Annotated in this window: 11 protein-coding genes; 2 read left to right on the top strand and 9 right to left on the bottom strand. The window is 70.7% G+C overall.

The genetic code is table 11. The features are described from left to right. The first annotated feature begins 277 nt into the window (after positions 1–277). On the top strand, positions 278–1057 hold the full coding sequence (lexA, locus tag ABZT06_RS03690; RefSeq protein ID WP_355734255.1) for a transcriptional repressor LexA: 780 nt from the start codon (positions 278–280) through the stop codon (positions 1055–1057). 141 nt (positions 1058–1198) lie between these two features. Here the strand turns inward: lexA and ABZT06_RS03685 are convergent, their stop codons facing one another. From ABZT06_RS03685 to ABZT06_RS03670, 4 genes are all read right to left on the bottom strand, one after another. Beyond that, the gene (locus ABZT06_RS03685) at positions 1199–3217 is read right to left on the bottom strand and encodes an ATP-dependent DNA helicase (protein ID WP_355734252.1); all 2019 of its coding nucleotides are present in this window, start codon (positions 3215–3217) and stop codon (positions 1199–1201) included. Between the two features lie 312 nt (positions 3218–3529). Beyond that, the gene (locus ABZT06_RS03680) at positions 3530–4375 is read right to left on the bottom strand and encodes a GNAT family N-acetyltransferase (RefSeq protein ID WP_355734249.1); all 846 of its coding nucleotides are present in this window, start codon (positions 4373–4375) and stop codon (positions 3530–3532) included. 39 nt (positions 4376–4414) lie between these two features. Continuing rightward, entirely contained in the window at positions 4415–6253 is a 1839-nt protein-coding gene (locus ABZT06_RS03675) for an IucA/IucC family protein (protein WP_355735503.1), read from the bottom strand. Positions 6254–7021: 768 nt separating this feature from the next. Further along, positions 7022–8566 carry a diaminobutyrate--2-oxoglutarate transaminase family protein gene (locus ABZT06_RS03670; protein WP_355735500.1) on the bottom strand — a complete coding sequence of 515 codons (1545 nt, stop codon included), beginning with the start codon at positions 8564–8566 and terminating at the stop codon, positions 7022–7024. A 424-nt stretch (positions 8567–8990) separates the two neighbouring features. On the opposite strand from ABZT06_RS03670, the gene ABZT06_RS03665 reads away from it, so the two are divergent. After that, complete coding sequence (locus tag ABZT06_RS03665) at positions 8991–10220, top strand: hypothetical protein (RefSeq protein WP_355734246.1); 1230 nt, start codon at positions 8991–8993, stop codon at positions 10218–10220. A 171-nt stretch (positions 10221–10391) separates the two neighbouring features. Here the strand turns inward: ABZT06_RS03665 and hflX are convergent, their stop codons facing one another. The 5 genes from hflX to ABZT06_RS03640 form a co-directional block, all read right to left on the bottom strand. Continuing rightward, a complete protein-coding gene (gene hflX, locus ABZT06_RS03660; RefSeq protein WP_355734243.1) occupies positions 10392–11885 on the bottom strand; it encodes a GTPase HflX in 1494 nt (497 codons plus the stop codon). A gap of 134 nt (positions 11886–12019) precedes the next feature. After that, on the bottom strand, positions 12020–13573 hold the full coding sequence (locus ABZT06_RS03655; RefSeq protein WP_355734240.1) for a M1 family metallopeptidase: 1554 nt from the start codon (positions 13571–13573) through the stop codon (positions 12020–12022). Positions 13574–14145: 572 nt separating this feature from the next. After that, the gene (locus ABZT06_RS03650) at positions 14146–16395 is read right to left on the bottom strand and encodes an HD domain-containing protein (RefSeq protein ID WP_355734238.1); all 2250 of its coding nucleotides are present in this window, start codon (positions 16393–16395) and stop codon (positions 14146–14148) included. Positions 16396–16682: 287 nt separating this feature from the next. Then, positions 16683–17552 carry a diaminopimelate epimerase gene (gene dapF / locus ABZT06_RS03645; protein ID WP_355734236.1) on the bottom strand — a complete coding sequence of 290 codons (870 nt, stop codon included), beginning with the start codon at positions 17550–17552 and terminating at the stop codon, positions 16683–16685. Positions 17553–17639: 87 nt separating this feature from the next. Continuing rightward, positions 17640–18143 carry a hypothetical protein gene (locus ABZT06_RS03640; RefSeq protein WP_355735497.1) on the bottom strand — a complete coding sequence of 168 codons (504 nt, stop codon included), beginning with the start codon at positions 18141–18143 and terminating at the stop codon, positions 17640–17642. Between the last annotated feature and the right edge of the window lie 49 nt (positions 18144–18192).

The following is an 18192-nucleotide window of genomic DNA, read 5'->3' as shown; positions in this document are numbered from 1 at the left end:
CACAAGGAGGGGACGTGGGATTCCCGCACATATGGGAGCCGGTACCCGGCCGACAGGGCACTGGATGGCAGACTGGGGCGACAACCCGCGAGGTCGCCGTCCGGCGGTGAAGAGTACAGCAATGGGCCCTTTTGTTCGGCAGGCGGCGCGTCAGCCATACACCCAGACACATGATCGCGTCAGACACTTCGCGATTTTTCACTCGAACGTGTGTTTGGCGCAACCTTTCGAAAGCAACTACCGTTGTCCAGCAGGGAGACCATCGAGAGGGGCCGACGTGACCACGACCGCAGACAGTGCCACCATCACTGCCCAGGACCGTTCCCAGGGCCGACTCGAGCCGGTGCATGCGATGAACGAAGCCGTGAATCCCGAGGGGCCCAAGCGCTCCCTACCGGGCCGACCTCCGGGCATCCGCGCGGACAGCTCAGGGCTCACCGACCGGCAGCGCCGGGTGATCGAGGTCATCAGGGACTCCGTCCAGCGGCGCGGCTACCCGCCGTCGATGCGGGAGATCGGCCAGGCGGTCGGCCTGTCCAGCACCTCGTCCGTCGCACATCAGTTGATGGCACTGGAGCGCAAGGGCTTCCTGCGCCGTGACCCGCACCGCCCGCGCGCCTACGAGGTGCGCGGCTCGGACCAGGGCGCCTCGGTGCAGCCCACGGACACCGCGGGCAAGCCGGCCGCGTCGTACGTCCCGCTGGTAGGCCGGATCGCCGCCGGTGGGCCGATCCTCGCCGAGGAATCCGTCGAGGACGTGTTCCCCCTCCCCCGCCAGCTCGTCGGCGACGGTGAGCTGTTCGTGCTGAAGGTCGTCGGCGACTCGATGATCGAGGCCGCGATCTGCGACGGCGACTGGGTCACCGTGCGCCGCCAGCCCGTCGCCGAGAACGGCGACATCGTCGCCGCGATGCTCGACGGCGAGGCCACCGTCAAGCGCTTCAAGCGTGAGGACGGCCATGTCTGGCTCCTCCCCCACAACTCCGCGTACGAGCCGATCCCGGGCGACGACGCGACCATCCTCGGCAAGGTAGTTGCGGTTCTGCGGCGCGTCTGAGCACCGCGGCCGGCCTCGCCGACCCGACCGGGCCCCGGAACCCCTGCGCCGGTTCCGGGGCCCTGCGCTGTCCGGAGCCGGTGACGGGTCGCTGCGCATGGCCGGGTGGCCCGGCCCTCTGCGGGTCGGGCCACCCGGCCATCAGTCGAGTTCCGCCCGGGCCCTCTCGGCCTCTGCGGCGAGCTCTGCCGCTTCCGTGGCCTTCGCCGCGGCGTCGATGGCCGTCAGCGACCTACGCACCTGATTACGGTCCGTGGTGTACCAGAAGTCGGGCAGTGACGCCTTGAGATAGCTGCCGTACCGTGCCGTGGCCAGCCGCTGATCCAGTACGGCGACCACGCCACGGTCCCCGGAGGCCCGTACGAGGCGGCCGGCGCCCTGGGCCATGAGCAGGGCGGCGTGCGTGGCCGCGACCGCCATGAAGCCGTTGCCGCCGGCGTCCTCCACCGCCTTCTGGCGGGCGCTCATCAACGGGTCGTCGGGGCGCGGGAACGGGATCTTGTCCATGACGACCAGCTGGCAGCTGGGACCGGGCACATCGACGCCCTGCCAGAGCGACAGCGTGCCGAAGAGACAGGTCTTCGGGTCGGCTGCGAAGTTCTTGATCAGTTCACCGAGGGTCTCCTCGCCTTGGAGGAGGATCGGGAACTCGGGGATACGGGAGCGCAGTTCCTCGGCGGCCAGCTGGGCCGCTCTCATGGAGGAGAAGAGCCCCAGGGTGCGGCCGCCGGCCGCCTGGATGAGCTCCGTCAGTTCGTCGAGCATGTCCACTCGGTCGCCGTCGCGCGCGGGGCGCGAGAGATGCTTGGCGACGTAGAGGATGCCTTGCCTGGGGTAGTCGAAGGGCGAACCCACGTCGAGGCCCTTCCACTTCGGCAGGTCTTCGCCCTCGGTTCCTTCCGGGGCGAGTCCCAGCGACGCTCCTACGCCGTTGAAGTCGCCGCCCAGTTTCAGGGTCGCCGAGGTCAGGACCACGGATCGGTCCGCGAACAGCTTCTCCCTCAGCAGGCCCGACACCGACATGGGGGCCACGCGCAGGGATGCGCCGAAGCGATCGTGACGCTCGTACCAGACGACGTCCCACTCCGAACCGTTCGTGATCCGCTCCGCCACGTCGTGCACCGACTCCACGGAAGCCAGCGCCTGTTTGCGGACCGCGTCCTCGTCCTGGACCGACTTGTCACGCGTCGCTCCGATCGCGGAGATGACCGTACGGGCGGCGTCGCGCAGGGCCATCAGCGCGTAGCCGAGGTCTTCCGGGATCTCTTCCAACCTGCCGGGCAGGGCGAGCTCCATCAGCCGCTCGAAGCCCTCGGCGGCGGTCTGGAGCTGGTCGGCGGCCTTTTCGTTGACGAGCCTCGCGGCTCGGCGCACCGCACGGTTGACCTGGCCGGGGGTGAGCTCGCCGGTGGCGACGCCGGTGACCCGGGAGACCAGCTCGTGCGCCTCGTCGACGATCAGGACTTCGTGCGGGGGGAGGACGGGGGCGCCTTCGATGGCGTCGATCGCGAGCAGCGCGTGGTTGGTGACGACGACATCGGCGAGCTTGGCGCGCTCGCGGGCCATCTCGGCGAAGCACTCGGCGCCGTACGCGCACTTCGTCGCTCCCAGACACTCGCGGGAGGATACAGAGATCTGCGCCCAGGCGCGGTCTGAGACACCCGGCGTGAGGTCGTCGCGGTCACCGTTCTCGGTGTCCTGCGACCAGTCCCGCAGCCGCAGCAGGTCCTGGCCCAGCTTGCTGGTGGGCGCGGCGGCCTCGAACTGGTCGAAGAGGCCCTCTTCCTCGTCCTGCGGAACGCCTTCGTGGAGGCGGTGCAGACACAGATAGTTGGACCGGCCCTTGAGCATGGCGAACTCCGGGCGGCGGCGCAGCAGCGGCTGCAGTGCCTCGACCGTGCGCGGCAGGTCTCGCTCGACGAGCTGTCTCTGCAGGGCCAGGGTGGCCGTCGCGACGACGACACGCTCCCCGTGCGCGAGCGCGGGCACGAGATAGCCCAGCGATTTTCCGGTACCGGTGCCGGCCTGCACCAGCAGGTGGGACCCGTCGTCGATCGCGTCCGCGACGGATTCGGCCATGGTCACCTGGCCGGGGCGCTCCGTACCGCCCACGGCAGTGACGGCAGCATGCAGGAGTTCGGGGAGTGAGGGCTTCGTCATAGCGCGACCACCCTACGGCCCGGCACTGACAAAGGGGTGATCAAGGCGGGGACGAAGGGCTGGATCAAGACCGGGAGCTCCTCGGAGACGGGGCGGGAGGGGGTCGGACCCGCCCGATTCGGTTCGGCTTCGGCCGAGTCTGGTCCGGTCAGGCGCGGCTTTGGTCCGAGGGCGACGGAAATTGATCGATGCCCCGTGGGGGCGGTGGAGCGGACGGCGTGTGGTCCGAGGCCGTCGGAAAAAGTTTTGCGACGGGTGGGAACCGACTCGGCGCGAGCGGTGTACCAAAAGTGATTGCGCAATGACGCGGTGCTACAGCAGATCGCGCAGGGACCGGTCTCGGATCATGAGGGCTGCCCGCTTGGCGGGCAGGTCCACCTCGGCGGAGAAGCGGAATCCTGCGCTCAGAAAGGCGGTGACGGACGGGATGTTGCGAAGGTCGGGTTCCGCGACGACGCGGGCACAGGCGGGTCGCTTGTCGAGGGCGAGATCGGCGATGCTTCTGAGCAGGGTGCTGCCCAGACCTCGTCCCCGATCGGCGACAGCGCCGATGAGGACATGGATACCGGTGTCGTGCGGTCTGGCCGGATAGTGGCGGGCCAGCGGATCCAGGTCGGCCCGATAGATCTCCCAGTAGCTCATCGGGGTGCCGTCCAGCACCCCTAGGCAGGGAACGCTGCGTCCATCGCCGGCCGGCTGGGACCGCAGGTGGTCCTCCGTCACGTTCTGGGGCCCGGCCAGCTCCCAGAACGCGGCCACCGCCGGGTCGTTCATCCAACGGCATACGAGGGGAAGGTCCCTCTCGACGCGTACGGGCACGAGCTGGAACACGCCCGCCGGGGTCGTGATCGGTCCCCAGTCGGCGACGCCGTCGAGCAGGTCGTCTCCGGCCGGTGTGAGCGAGGGGGGCGGTGCGGTGCTCTCGCCCCGGCTCTGTTGCCCCTGCCCGTCTTGGGCGTCGGTGCCTGCGCCGAGCTGCCCCGTCTCGAAGAGTGCGACGAGTTCGTCCGGCAGGCGCAGGTCCAGTGTGTCCTCGTGTTCGGTGCTCCGGTCGGCGCACCGGGCGGTGCCGTCCTCGCCCGGGGTGGGGCAGGTGCCGGTGCCGACGTGGGGCAAGGGGGCGGAAGCGGCGTCGGCAGTCGCGTCGGTGGGAGACACGCAGGCGCTCCTCTCAGAAGGCGGCGTGGGTCATGTTCCTCAGGAGTGAAGGGGGTTGGCGATGGTGACGTAGACGGACTGGGTGTCGACCGGGCCGACGAGTTCGTCCAGGCCGTGCACGCGGGTGAGCAGATTGGCCTTGCAGCGCAGGACGGGTGAGTCGAGCAGGCGTCCAGGAAGGGTGGAGCGCAGTCGGGTGGGTCCGGAGGCCACGTCGGCGAGGAGGCGGCGGAAGGCGGCGAGCAACAGCCGTTCGTCGGCCAGGCGCTGGGAGCCGAACGCACCGATGAGTCCTAGGACGTTGTTGATCGCGAGGTAGTAGGCGAAACGCTCGTCAGTGACTTCGTCGGAGACGAAGGTGTCGCTGTGTGCGCCGATGCCGGGCAGCCGGGCGTCGAGTTCGGCCCGCCGGGACTCACGGAAGTAGTAGCCCTGGTTGTCGCGGTAGCGGCCGCCGGCGGGCCAGCCGTTGCCGTCCAGCAGGACCAGGGTGTTCTGCTGGTGTGCCTCCAGCGCGATCCCGGCCTCGCCGTCGAGCCACAGGACCGGGCGGACGACGTGTTCCAGGTAGCGCAGGAACCACTCTGCGGCGACGGCTCCTCGGGGGCGGCCGGTGCGGGCGGCGAGGTGGGTGACGATCCCGGCCAGCCGGGACCGCCAGGCCGGGTGATCCGTCTCCGGGCGGTCAGTCGCCGGGCTGTGGCCCTCGTCCAGGCCGTCCTTGTCCGGAAGGTCCTCGGTGGTCTCGACCCGGGCGTGGGGGCGCGGTGAGACGAGGCCGGCGATACAGGAAACGTCGTCCGAGGTGCTGAAGGGGTTGTGCCGGATCACCACATCGATTCCAGAGACGGCATCGCCGTCGGGCCCGTCGATGGCGAGCCAGGCGGGGTCGCGGACGATGTCGAACGTCGGGTGGGCCGCCTGCCACGCCTTGGACAGACCGCTGCGCAGAAGCCGGTGCACCTCGACACCGCGGTGGAGTTCCTTGCGGAGGTTCTCGCGGCGGGAGTTGGTGATGCGCAGGCCCAGGGAGAGCTTGAGCATGGCGGAGGCACCGGAGCGATGAACGGTGCGTACGGAGGAGGTGGGGTACCAAGGGGAGCCGTGAGCGCCCAGATCCTGGAGCAGTCCGGTTTCGAAGAGAAGGGCGGTCTCGGGGCGGTGCCGGACCTCGCGGAGTTGCCACGGGTGCAGCGGCAGGGCCGTGCGTCCGTCGGGGAGCGGCAGGTCGGTGCCGGCCAGGCGCTGAGTGAGCTGGGCAGCACCGACCGGACGGCCGCGTTCGGTCCAGGCCGAGTCGGTGGCGAGGAGGGAGGGGTCGACGGCGAGCCAGTGCAGGGAGAAGGAGCCGCGCAATTCGGGTGAGTACAGGACCGCTTCGGCTTCGGTGAGACCTTCGCGGCTCTTCGGGGCCGGGTGCAGAGGGTGGCCGAGGACGAGCGACTGTTCGGCGGTGAGGAAGAGGTCGGGACCGTCGTCGGGGTCCTTGCGGCGCTCGCGGACGAAGGTGGCGGTGCGGCGGACGGAGTCGGCCACGCGGGCCACCAGTTCGGCACCGCCTGCGGAGGGGGTTTCTGTGGCCAGTGACTCACGGGTGAGCAGTGCCGCGACGGTGACTGCGTCGACCGGCGGAGCTTGTCCGGGGGCGGTGGCGAGACGGGGGCGGCCGAAGCGGTGCCATCCCGTAGGGGACCAGTAGTGGACGGGGACGAGAAGGGAGGTGCCACTGGCGGTGAGGGGGACGTGGAGGGTGCCGCCCGTGGGGGCGGGCAGGTCGGTCTCGCGGACCCAGCAACGCAGCAGGTTCTCCACGGCCGCGGCTTCGGCCGCAGTGTGCGGGTCGGGATGGTTCAGGGGGTCGGCAGTGGCGCCCCGCAGGAGTTCCCATTCGGGCGGCCCGCCCTGCGACGGGGTGTGGGCGGGGCGGGAGCGGCGCTGCGGGGAGGGGGTGGTGTCGGAGTAGTTGCGCGGATGCGTGGAGGCGTGGGGAGTGGGGGTTGCGTTCAAGTCCGGTGTTCCTCGGGGTGGTGCTGCCTTGGAAAGGCTGCTGTCTCGTGGGCGGTGGATCGAAGTTGTTGTGCCGGTCCGGGGCCGGCACCGGGATGAGCTGGGGGCTTGGTGAGAGATGAGCGGTGGAGTCGCGTGGAGGTGAGTGGTCCACCGAGAGGGAGGGGAGCAGTGAGCAATCGACGTGACGACTGGGGCAGTTCGGAGGTGTCGGTGAGCGGGACGCGGTTTGGTCTTTGGCGCGAGGAGTGGCGGCGGCTGCGGGGCCGGGCCGGACTCCGACTTCTGACCTGGCCGCGGTGCCGACCTCGGCCTCGACGTCGGCTCCAGCCCCGACCTCAGCCCGGTCCCGGCTTCCGACCCCGACTTCAGCTCCGACTCCGGCCCCGGCCCCGAGTGCCGCTGTCACAGCGGCTTCGGCAGGGCCGGTCACAGCGGCCGAGGGCGTGGTGGCTGCGACCATTGGCCCCTGTGCCGCTCCAGTCGAAACACCGGGTCCTGGCGCTCTATCGACTACAGCCAGCACAGCAGTTGTCGCCCGCTCAGCCCCGACCACCACACCAGTTGCTGGCGCCCGATCAGCGCCACCCAACCCGCCAACTTCTGCCGCTTCACCGGCTCCCACCATCACCTCAGCGGCTACCCCGCCGCCTCGCCCCCGTCCCGGGCTCGCCGTCGGTGCAGCTGGTGGCTCCTGCCGTCGGGGCCATGACTGCGGGCCACCGCTGCCACGGCATCGGCGAGTCGATCGAGGACGGCGGTCGCCTGTTCGTCGGTGATCGTCAGGGGCGGGAGCAGGCGGACGACGCTCGCGTGACGACCACCGAGCTCGACGATCAGGCCGCGGCGGAGGCACTCCCGCTGGACGGCGGCGGCAAGCTCCGGAGAGGCAGGGCGAGGAGACGGGACGGCACCAGGCATCATCTCGGCGCTCGCACCGCCCGCACTGTCCGGCCCGACCGTACCCAACAACCCAGCGGCCCCTTCGACCTCACCGGACCCAACAGACAAACCGGCGACGCCCCACCCCTCCCCCGTCCTCTCAACCTCCCCCTCCACCATCTCAACCCCGATCATCAACCCCCGCCCTCGCACATCGCCGATCACAGGAAACTCCGCGGCCAGCGACCGGAGTTGAACCAGCATCCGTGCCCCCAGTGTTGCCGCGCGGGTGGTGAGGTCGTTCTCTCGGACGTAGGCCATCGTGGCCGTGCCTGCGGCCATGGCGAGTTGGTTGCCGCGGAAGGTGCCGGCGTGGGCGCCGGGTTCCCAGACGTCTAGGTCGTCGCGGTAGACGACGACAGCAAGAGGCAGGCTGCCGCCGATGGCTTTGGAGAGGACCATCACGTCGGGGGTGATGCCGCTGTGCTCCACGGCCCAGAAGGCGCCGGTGCGGCCGACCCCTGTCTGGACCTCATCGGCGATGAGCGGGATCGAGCGGTCCGCCGTGATCTGGCGCATGCGCCGCATCCACTCGTCCGGGGCCGGAAGCACCCCGCCCTCGCCCTGGACGGGTTCGAGGATCATCCCGGCGGACAGCGGCACCCCGGATTTGGGGTCGTCGAGGACGGATTGCGTCCAGCGGGCGGCGAGTTCCGCGCCGTGCGAGCCACCGGTCCCGAAGGGGCAGCGGTAGTCCTGCGGATAGGGCAGCCGGGCGACCCGTACGTCGGAGGCGTCGCCGGACGCTTCGAGCGCGCCGGTGGTCATGCCGTGGTAGGCGCCGGCGAAGGCGAGTATCCCGTTGCGGCCGGTCGCGGCGCGTACGAGCTTGAAGGCGGCCTCCACCGCGTCGGTGCCGGCCGGGCCGCAGAACTGCACGCGTGCGTGGTCGGCGAGCCCAGGCGGAAGGGTGCGGAACAGTTCGGTGGTGAAAGCGTCCTTGACGGGGGTGGCGAGGTCGAGGACGTGAAGGGGCGCCTCCGAGTCGAGGACCTTGCGGATGGCTTCCAGGACGACGGGGTGGTTGTGTCCGAGGGCCAGAGTGCCGGCGCCCGAGAGACAGTCGAGGTAGCGGCGGCCGTCGGCGCCCTCGATGGTCAGGCCACGCGCGCGTACAGGGACGATCGGAAGGGCACGCGCGTAGGTGCGCGCCGCGGACTCGCGGGCCGACTGGCGTCGCAAGATGCCCTCGTGTGCGGAGCGGGCCGCCGACGATTCCTCGACGGGGGTGTGCCCCGCCATGGCCTCCCCGGGTGCGGTCTCGGTCACGGCCATGGTTCTCCCGTCGTCGCACTGTGCAAGGGCACGCGGTTCGCTCGCGGACTCGCCCGCCCCGACATACGGAGCCCCGGGATCCTTTGCTCGACATCTCCGCACATAGCTGCCCCGACTGTCGGAAAAACTGCGGGGGTTGGGCCGCGGGGACCGAACCGTCCGCCGGCAGCAGGCCCCACCGCTACCAACCCCGGGCTGTTCGGCGGGTTACGGGTTGTCTGAAGATCTTTGGCGTGACGAAACTGTTGCGGTTCCGTCGGAAGTCACCCATAGCGGGCGCATAGTGTGTGATGCCTTTCCAAGGCGCGGTGCCGGAAGGTGAACCCGCGGGGTGTCTGCGGGAAGTACCCGGATCCGGCGCCGGGTTCGTCCACACAGGGGGAGGCAGAGCATGCGATCCGAACCGCTGTCGTCGACCGCTCGCGGTGAAGGCGGAAAAGGCGCCCGCCGTAGAACCTCGCCCGTGCTGGCCGCCCTGGCCCTCGCCTCGGTGCTGGCGCTGACCGCCACCGGCTGCGGCTCGGGGGAGCCGGGCGCGAACGCGCAGGCCTCCGCCTCCACCGCGTCCGGGGGTGACGGCAAGATCACGATCCCGGACGACATCAGGGACAGGCTCAAGGAACACGGGATCGACGTAGACAAGTGGAGGAACGGCGCCTGGAAGGACTGGGACAGGGACGACTGGCTGCGCGAGGCCCAGGACTACATCAACCCCATCATCGAGGGCCTGTGGGACCCTGACCGGATGCGGGAGGCCGAGGATCCCGACCGAGGTGTCCAGGAGAGCGACCTCTCGGGTGACCAGGGTGTGACCGACCCGGAGCCCGCGCCGGTGGACGCGAAAGCCGTATCGCCTACGTATCACGACAACGTTCCCGAGGCGGGCAAGGTGTTCTTCGACTCCCCCGAAGGCACGATGGTCTGCTCGGCGACGGTCGTGGCGGACCCGGCCCACCCGGGCAAGTCCGACTTGGTATGGACGGCGGGGCATTGTGTGCACGCGGGCAGGAGTGGCGGTTGGTACCGCAACATCGCGTTCGTGCCGTCGTACAACGACCAGGCTCTCTCGGCAGAGCAGTTGACCGGTGCGACCCAGGACGCGCTCGCTCCGTACGGCGTCTGGTGGGCCGACTGGGCGGGGACCTCGGACCAGTGGATCGCGCGGGGCGGTCCGACCGGCGGGGACGGTGCCCCGTACGACTTCGCGGTCATTCACGTGACGCCGGAGGAGGGAGGTACCGGCAAGTCGTTGGAGGAGACGGTCGGTTCGGCCCTGCCGGTGAACTTCGCCGCGCCGGCGGTACCGCGGATGGAGAGCATCACGGCCGCGGGGTATCCGGCGGCGGCGCCCTTCGACGGGGAGACGCTGTACCAGTGCCAGGACAGGCCGGGGCGGCTGTCGATCAGCGCCTCGGAGCCGACGATGTACCGGATCGGCTGCACGATGACCGGTGGTTCGTCCGGCGGCGGCTGGGTCGCGACCGCTGCGGACGGCGAGCCTGCGCTGGTGTCGAACACCTCGATCGGCCCCGTGACCGCGGGCTGGCTTGCCGGGCCCCGGCTGGGCGAGGTGGCCGAGGGGGTGTACGACGCGGTCAGTCGGAAGTTCGCGGGGCAGTGACGGCCCGGGCGGCCTCAAGCACGCCGCCCGTTCACGTCCGCCCGTGACCTGCACGCCGCCTGTGGCCTGCACGCCCGCCTGTGACTGACACACGGCCACTGATGACCTGGGCGCGACTGAGGCCCGCCCCTCGCAAAAGGGACGGGCCTCAAGACTGCTGGGCTATGGCCCTCAGGCCACCGGCATCGGCACGTACGGCGCCAGGTCCGCGGCCAGCTCCTCGTGCACCCGGACCTTGAGCAGGGTGCCCTCCGCCGTGTGCTCCTCGGAGATCACCTCGCCCTCGTCGTGGGCCCGGGCGACCAGCTTGCCGTGGGTGTACGGCACCAACGCCTCGATCTCGACGGACGGCCTGGGCAGTTCGTTGTCGATCAGGGCGAGCAGCTCGGTGATGCCCTGGCCGGTACGGGCCGAGACCGCGATGGAGCGCTTCTCGATCCGCATCAGCCGCTGGAGCGTCAGCGGGTCGGCCGCGTCGGCCTTGTTGATCACGACGATCTCGGGCACGCCGGTGGCGCCGACGTCCCTGATGACCTCGCGTACGGCGGCCAGCTGCTCCTCCGGGTTCGGGTGCGAGCCGTCCACCACGTGCAGGATCAGGTCGGACTCGCCGACCTCCTCCATGGTGGAGCGGAACGCCTCGACCAGGTGGTGCGGCAGGTGCCGTACAAAACCGACGGTGTCGGCCAGCGTGTACAGGCGGCCGCTCGGGGTCTCAGCGCGGCGGACGGTGGGGTCCAGAGTGGCGAACAGGGCGTTCTCGACCAGGACGCCCGCGCCCGTGAGGCGGTTGAGCAGGGACGACTTGCCGGCGTTGGTGTAACCCGCGATGGCGACCGAGGGCACCTTGTGGCGCTTGCGTTCCTGGCGCTTGATCTCACGGCCGGTCTTCATGTCCGCGATCTCCCGGCGCATCTTCGCCATCTTCTCGCGGATCCGACGCCGGTCCGTCTCGATCTTGGTCTCACCGGGACCACGGGTGGCGAGGCCGCCGCCCTTGCCGCCGCCCATCTGACGGGACAGCGACTGACCCCAACCGCGCAGTCGCGGCAGCATGTACTGCATCTGCGCGAGCGCGACCTGCGCCTTGCCCTCACGGGACTTGGCGTGCTGGGCGAAGATGTCGAGGATCAGGGCCGTACGGTCGATGACCTTGACCTTGACGACGTCTTCCAGGGCGATGAGCTGGCCGGGGCTGAGCTCGCCGTCGCAGATGACAGTGTCCGCGCCCGACTCGACGACGATGTCACGCAGTTCCAGGGCCTTGCCGGAACCGATGAAGGTGGCCGCGTCGGGCTTGTCGCGACGCTGGATGACGCCGTCGAGCACGAGTGCGCCCGCGGTCTCCGCCAGGGCGGCGAGCTCCGCGAGGGAGTTGTCCGCATCCTGCACGGTCCCCGTGGTCCAGACGCCGACGAGGACCACCCGCTCCAGACGGAGCTGGCGGTACTCGACCTCGGTGACGTCCTCGAGCTCGGTGGAGAGGCCGGCGACGCGACGCAGGGCCGCGCGCTCGGAGCGGTCGAACTGCTCGCCGTCCCGCTCTCCGTCGATCTCGTGGCTCCAGGCGACGTCCTCTTCCATCAGGGCATCGGCCCGAAGACCTTCGGCGTAGGTGTGCGCGAAGCGCTGCGTGTCCTGGGAAGAAGATGAAGAGGAGGTCATTGGATCCTTACGTCGATGGGGATTCAGAGTCGGCGGTCATGTCTCTCAACGCACGAGAACCCCGGGAGATTCCCGTGTCCCGCGCCGCGCCGACCTGAAGATGGTCGCACGGCACGGGGCGTCTCGTCACTGACTTATTTCACCGGTGCGGCGGCGGGTGCCGCGGCCTTCCAGTCCGGGTGGCCGGGCATCGGCGGGGTCTTCTCGCCGTAGAGCCAGTCATGGAGGAAGCCGCCGAGGTCGCGTCCGGAGATCTCGGAGGCGAGGTGCACGAAGTCGGTGGTCGACGCCGTGCCGTCCCGGTGTTCCTGCACCCAGGCCCGTTCCAGGCCCTCGAAGACCCTGCGGCCGATCTCCTGGCGCAGGGCGTACAGGACCAGGGCGGCGCCGTCGTAGACGTTCGCCCGGAAGATGCCGATCTTCTGGCCGGGCTTGGGCGGCTTGGGTGCGGCCGGCGGACCACCGGCATCCCGCCAGCGGTCGGAGGCGCCGTACGCGGCCTTCATGCGGGCCTCCAGGGTGCGGCCCGCCTTCTCCTCCGCGTACTGGGCCTCGTACCAGGTGGCGTGTCCTTCGTTGAGCCAGAGGTCGGACCACGCGCGGGGGCTGACGCTGTCGCCGAACCACTGGTGGGAGAGCTCATGGATCATGATCGACTCGACGTACCACTTGGGGTAGGCGGGCTCGGTGAAGAGATCCTTCTCGAAGAGAGAGAGGGTTTGAGTTTCCAACTCGAAACCTGTGTCGGCGGCGGCCATGAGGATGCCGTACGTCTCGAAGGGGTACGGCCCGACCTTGTTCTCCATCCAGGCGAGCTGGCCGGGGGTCTTCTTGAGCCACGGTTCGAGCTCGGCGCGGTCCTCTGCGGGCACGACGTCCCGGACGGGCAGTCCGTGCGGTCCGCTGCGGTGCAGCACGGTGGAGCGGCCGATGGACACCTGTGCGAGCTCGGTGGCCATGGGGTGCTGGGTGCGGTACGTCCAGGTGGTCGTCCTGCCGACGCGGTCCACCTCCGTCGGCAGTCCGTTCGCGACGGCCGTGTAACCGTCGGGCGCGGTGACCCGGATGGTGAACATCGCCTTGTCGGAGGGGTGGTCGTTGCACGGGAACACCAGGTGGGCGACGTCGGCCTGGTTGGCCATGGCGAGCCCGTCCGAGGTGCGGATCCAACCGCCGTCCCGGTCCGCGGCGGAGACGGGGTCGCTCGTGTGCCGGACGGTGATCCGCATCCAGCTGCCGCCGGGCAGTGGTTCGTCGGGCGTGACGACGAGGTCCTCACCGGCACCGGTGAAGGCCGCGGGCCGTCCGTCGACCTCCACGGACCGGACCTCGCCGTGCGCGAAGTCGAGGTTGATGCGGTCGAGTTCGGTCGTCGTCCAGGCATCGATGGTGGTGACGGCCGTGAGCGGTTTGCTGTTGCTGCCGGGATAGGTGAAGGAGAGGTTGTACGACGCCACGTCGTAGCCGGGGTTGCCGAGGTTCGGGAAGAGGCGGTCGCCGAGGCCGAGCGGCGTGGCCGGGGCACTCGCGGCGAGCAGACAGACGCAGACGGCGGAGGCGAGCAGCGCGGCCGCCTTGCGCCGCGGGGAGTTTCCGGTACGGCGACGGGGGGCGAGGGGGCCGGGCCGGTGGGCGTGGGCGGGATGTACGGGCGCGGGGACGGTGTGCGTGCGGGGGGTGAGCGGCATGCATCACCGCTACCAGCGCGCGCGTGCGCCACGGCGGCGACGCGCGACCGGCCCACTCGAACGGGGTCCTCCGGTCCGTTGAGGAGACGCGTGCCGCCCTGTGGCACGCCACGCGCGCGGGCGGACGTACGGTCATGGCGTACGGCACATACGAGTTCGCGCCGGCACGCCCACGCGCGCGCGTGGGGGTGCCGAGTGCTCCTCGCGCGGACGAAGGAACTGCGCGCCGGTTCCCCACGCGCGTGGTGGGGTCCGGCGGGCTCCCTTCGCATCGGGCCAGGCCCCGTGAGGTGTCGGCGCCATCGCGGACCTGGCCCCTGCGGCACCGTCCCCCGGCGGGCGCGGCCCCCTGAGACGTCATTCCCGGCGGGGCCCAGCGGGCTCCATTCAGGTCGGGCCCGGCTCCGTGAGGTGTCCACACCATCGCGGCGTGGCCGCCCGTGGCACCGCCCCGGCAGGTACGGCCCCCCCTGAGACGTCACTCCCGGGTCGGACGGTCCCTGAGGCGCCGATGCCGACCGGCGCGCCTCCTGAGGCGTCCATTCCGGTCGGGGCAGCCTGCGAGGACTCCGTCAGGCCCCAGGCGGTGTCTGCGCCCTGCTCACGTCGTACACGCCCGCCACGTTCCGCATCGCCCTCATCAGCGCGGGCAGCAGGGCCGCGTCCGGCAGTTGGACCGTGTACGTGTGGCGAACCCGCTGCTCGCTGGGGGGCTCGACGGTCGCGGAGACGATCTCGGCGCCCTCGCCGGCCATGGCCTCGGTGAGGTCGGCGAGCAGGTGTGGGCGACCGAAGGACTCCGCGAACAGCGTGACCCGGCACTCGGCGGTGTCGCCCCAGCGCACGCCGACCTCCCTGCGCCCCTTCATGCGTGCCACCGCGGCACACTCGACGCGGTGCACGGTGACCACTCCCCCGCGCACGGCGAATCCGATGATCTCGTCGGGCGGTACGGGCGTGCAGCAGCCGGCCAGCCGTACGGTCGCGTCGGGCTCGTCGACGAGGGCGACGGCGGCGCCAGGGCGGTCGGCGACCTGGTCGTCGGAGGTCTGCGACTCGGCGGTGATCCGGCCCGCGCTGTCGGGCGTGTCGGCAGTCGGTGACTCTGCGACGGGGGCCCGGAAGGGGTTCGCGTCCCTCCGCGCGGCCTGCGCGTCCCCCGGCGTCAGGCCTGCCGGCCCGCCCGCCGACACGCCTCGCTCCTCGGCCTCGTCCGGCGCCTCGTGCGAGGGATGTGTGGCGATCCACCGCTGGATGGCGATCCGAGCCGCGGGGGTGTGCGCGTGCTCCAGCCACTCCTTGGAGGGTTCGGCGGCCGGGTCCTGCCCCATGAGGAGCTGGACGGTGTCGCCGTCCTTCAGGACGGTGCTCAGGGGCGCCAGCCGGCCGTTGACCCGCGCGCCCAGGCACGCGTGCGCGTCCTCGCCGTACTGCGCGTAAGCGGCGTCCACACAGGTCGCGCCCTCGGGCAGGCCAAGGGTGCCGCCGTCCGGCCGGAAGACGGTGATCTCGCGGTCCTGGGCGAGGTCCTCGCGCAGGGTGGACCAGAAGGTGTCCGCGTCGGGCGCGGCCGCCTGCCAGTCGAGGAGGCGGGAGAGCCAGCCGGGCCGGGTGGGGTCCACCCGCTCCTCGTCGGTACCCGCGCTCTGCTCCTCCGAGAGGTCCGAAGGGGACGCGTACGGATTGCCGAGCGCGACCACGCCGGCCTCGGCGACCTTGTGCATCTGGTGGGTGCGGATGAGGACCTCGACGACCTGGCCGTCGCCGCGGGCCACAGCGGTGTGCAGCGACTGGTACAGGTTGAACTTCGGTACGGCGATGAAGTCCTTGAACTCCGAGACGACCGGTGTCATACAGGTGTGCAGTTCGCCCAGGACGGCGTAGCAGTCCGCGTCCTCGCCGACCAGGACCAGCAGGCGGCCGAAGTCCGCGCCGCGCAGTCTGCCGCGCTTGCGGGCCGTGCGGTGCACGGAGACGAAGTGCCGTGGCCTGATGACGACTTCGGCCGGGATGCCGGCCTCGCGCAGCACTCCCCGCACCTCGTCGGCGATCTCGGCGAGCGGATCGTCCGCGCGGGAGGCGTTGTCGACGATCAGTTCGCGTGTGTGCTTGTACTCCTCGGGGTGGAGGATCGCGAAGACCAGGTCTTCCAGTTCGGTCTTGAGGGCCTGGACGCCGAGGCGTTCGGCGAGCGGGATGAGGACGTCGCGGGTGACTTTGGCGATGCGGGCCTGTTTCTCGGGGCGCATCACGCCGAGGGTGCGCATGTTGTGCAGCCGGTCGGCGAGTTTGATCGACATCACGCGGACGTCGTTGCCGGTGGCGACGAGCATCTTGCGGAAGGTCTCGGGCTCGGCGGCGGCGCCGTAGTCGACCTTCTCCAGCTTGGTGACACCGTCGACGAGGAAGCGGACCTCCGCGCCGAACTCCTCGCCGACCTGATCGAGCGTCACGTCGGTGTCCTCGACGGTGTCGTGGAGCAGTGAGGCCGTCAAGGTCGTGGTCTCGGCGCCGAGTTCGGCGAGGATCAGGGTCACGGCGAGCGGGTGTGTGATGTACGGCTCACCGCTCTTGCGCATCTGGCCGCGGTGCGAGGACTCGGCCAGGACCCAGGCGCGGCGCAGGGGCTCGAGGTCGGCGTCGGGGTGGTGGGCGCGGTGGGCCTCGGCTACGTGGCCGATGGCGTCGGGCAGCCGGTCCCGGGCGGCAGGGCCGAGCAGCGCGGCACGGCCCAGGCGGCGCAGGTCGATCCGCGCCCGCCAGCGGGCGGCCGGGCCTGCTACCGGACCTGGGGTCGCGGGGTTCGTCGCCTCCGCACTCATGGGCACCTCCGGCTGCGTGGACCGGCGGACGGGGTGCCCCATGGCGGACACGGCTCAGGGGATGGCATCTGTCCCCCGTCCGGGCCGGTGCTTGATGCTACCGAGCCCATCACGCCCGGCTGACCGTCTCTCGGCGAGCGTGAAACGGATCACCCATTCGAGCGAAGGTTTGCAGGTTTACGATTTCACGCCACCTGACCTGCGACTGGCTGTGGTTCCGCATCGCGCAAGGGGACGGAGACTGCGGTTCCACGTCTCCAGGACCCTGATCATTACGATTCATATGGTCAACCAACCGTGTTTTCAAGCCAGTCGGCGTCGATCTGGCCCTCGGCGACGATCACCGCGGGGCCGGTCATCTCGATCTCGCCATCGGCCCGTTCGGTGATCACGAGGGTGCCGCCGGGCACGTCGACGGTGTACGTGGCCGGGCTGCCGGTGGCCGCCGGGTCGGCGCCGTCCCTGCGGGCCGTGGCCACGGCGACGGCGCACGCGCCCGTGCCGCAGGACCGGGTCTCGCCCGCTCCCCGCTCGTGCACGCGCATGGCGACGTGGCGGGGGCCGCGGTCGACCACGAACTCGACGTTGACCCCGCTCGGGTAGGCGGCGGCCGGGCTGAAGGGCGGCGGGGAGTACAGGTCGCCCGCGTGCGCGAGGTCGTCCACGAAGGCGACGGCGTGCGGGTTGCCCATGTTCACGTTCCGCGCGGGCCAGCTGCGGTCGCCGACGCTCACCGTGACGTCCCCTTCGGGCAGCTGCGCCTTGCCCATGCCGACGGTGACGTCACCGTCCTTCGCGATGTGCACGGTCTTCACGCCACCGCGGGTGGCCACCGCGAGGTCGCCCTCGGTGACGTGACCGGCGTGCTGGAGGTAGCGGGCGAAGACGCGTACGCCGTTGCCGCACATCTCGGCGATGGAGCCGTCGCCGTTGCGGTAGTCCATGAACCACTCGGCCTCCCCGGCCAGGTGCGCGGCCTCGGGGTGCGCGGCGGACCGTACGACGTGGAGCAGGCCGTCACCGCCGATGCCGGCCCGGCGGTCGCACAGGGCGGCGACCGCGGCGGGGGGCAGGTCGAGGGCGTTCTCGGGGTCCGGGACGATCACGAAGTCGTTCTCGGTGCCGTGGCCCTTGAGGAAGGCGATCCTGGTGCTCATTCTTCGATCGTAAGGGAGGCGCGGTTTTCGGCCGCGGTCCCGGTGAGCACTGGGCCGCGCAGGTCCCCGCGTCCCCGAAGGGGCGCTTCAGCGCAGTCTGGCCACACGCCAGACCGCCAGAACCACCACCACGGCCACCAGCAGCACGTATCCGATCGCGACCCGCCAGTCCGCGCGCCGACCGGAGCCCCGCGGCGGCAGACCCGGCCACGTGTAACCAACGCGGCGCGCGGCCATCATGCCCCAGCCGGCCGCGCAGGAGCAGATCAGCAGCCCCAGCATCGCGATCACCGCTCCGCTGTCGCCGAAGTCGAAGGCCAGCGGGAAGGCGAACATCAGGGAGCCCACCGCGGCCAGCGAGACGATGGGCGCGAGCTGCCAGATCCGCAGGCGGCGCTGCGGGCGCAGCTCGACCTCGACCTCTTCCCCGCCCGGGAACATCTCCTCGGGTTCGGGGCCGTCGGCGGTCACACCGCCCTGGGTGTCGTCGGGCCCGTCGGGGCTCAGACGCTCCGCGTCCTGCTCCGGTTCACCGCTGTCGACGGTGAGGGGCTCGGTGCCTTGTGCGGTGTCGCGAGGGCCGGCCTCCATCGCCACGCGCCCTCCCAACTCGGACTCCACTTGGTCGATCGAAGCTCGA

Source organism: Streptomyces sp. NPDC005483 (assembly GCF_040606035.1).
Classification (GTDB): domain Bacteria; phylum Actinomycetota; class Actinomycetes; order Streptomycetales; family Streptomycetaceae; genus Streptomyces.
Note: the sequence above shows the minus strand (reverse complement) of the source record. Positions and strands in the feature narration are given on the sequence as shown.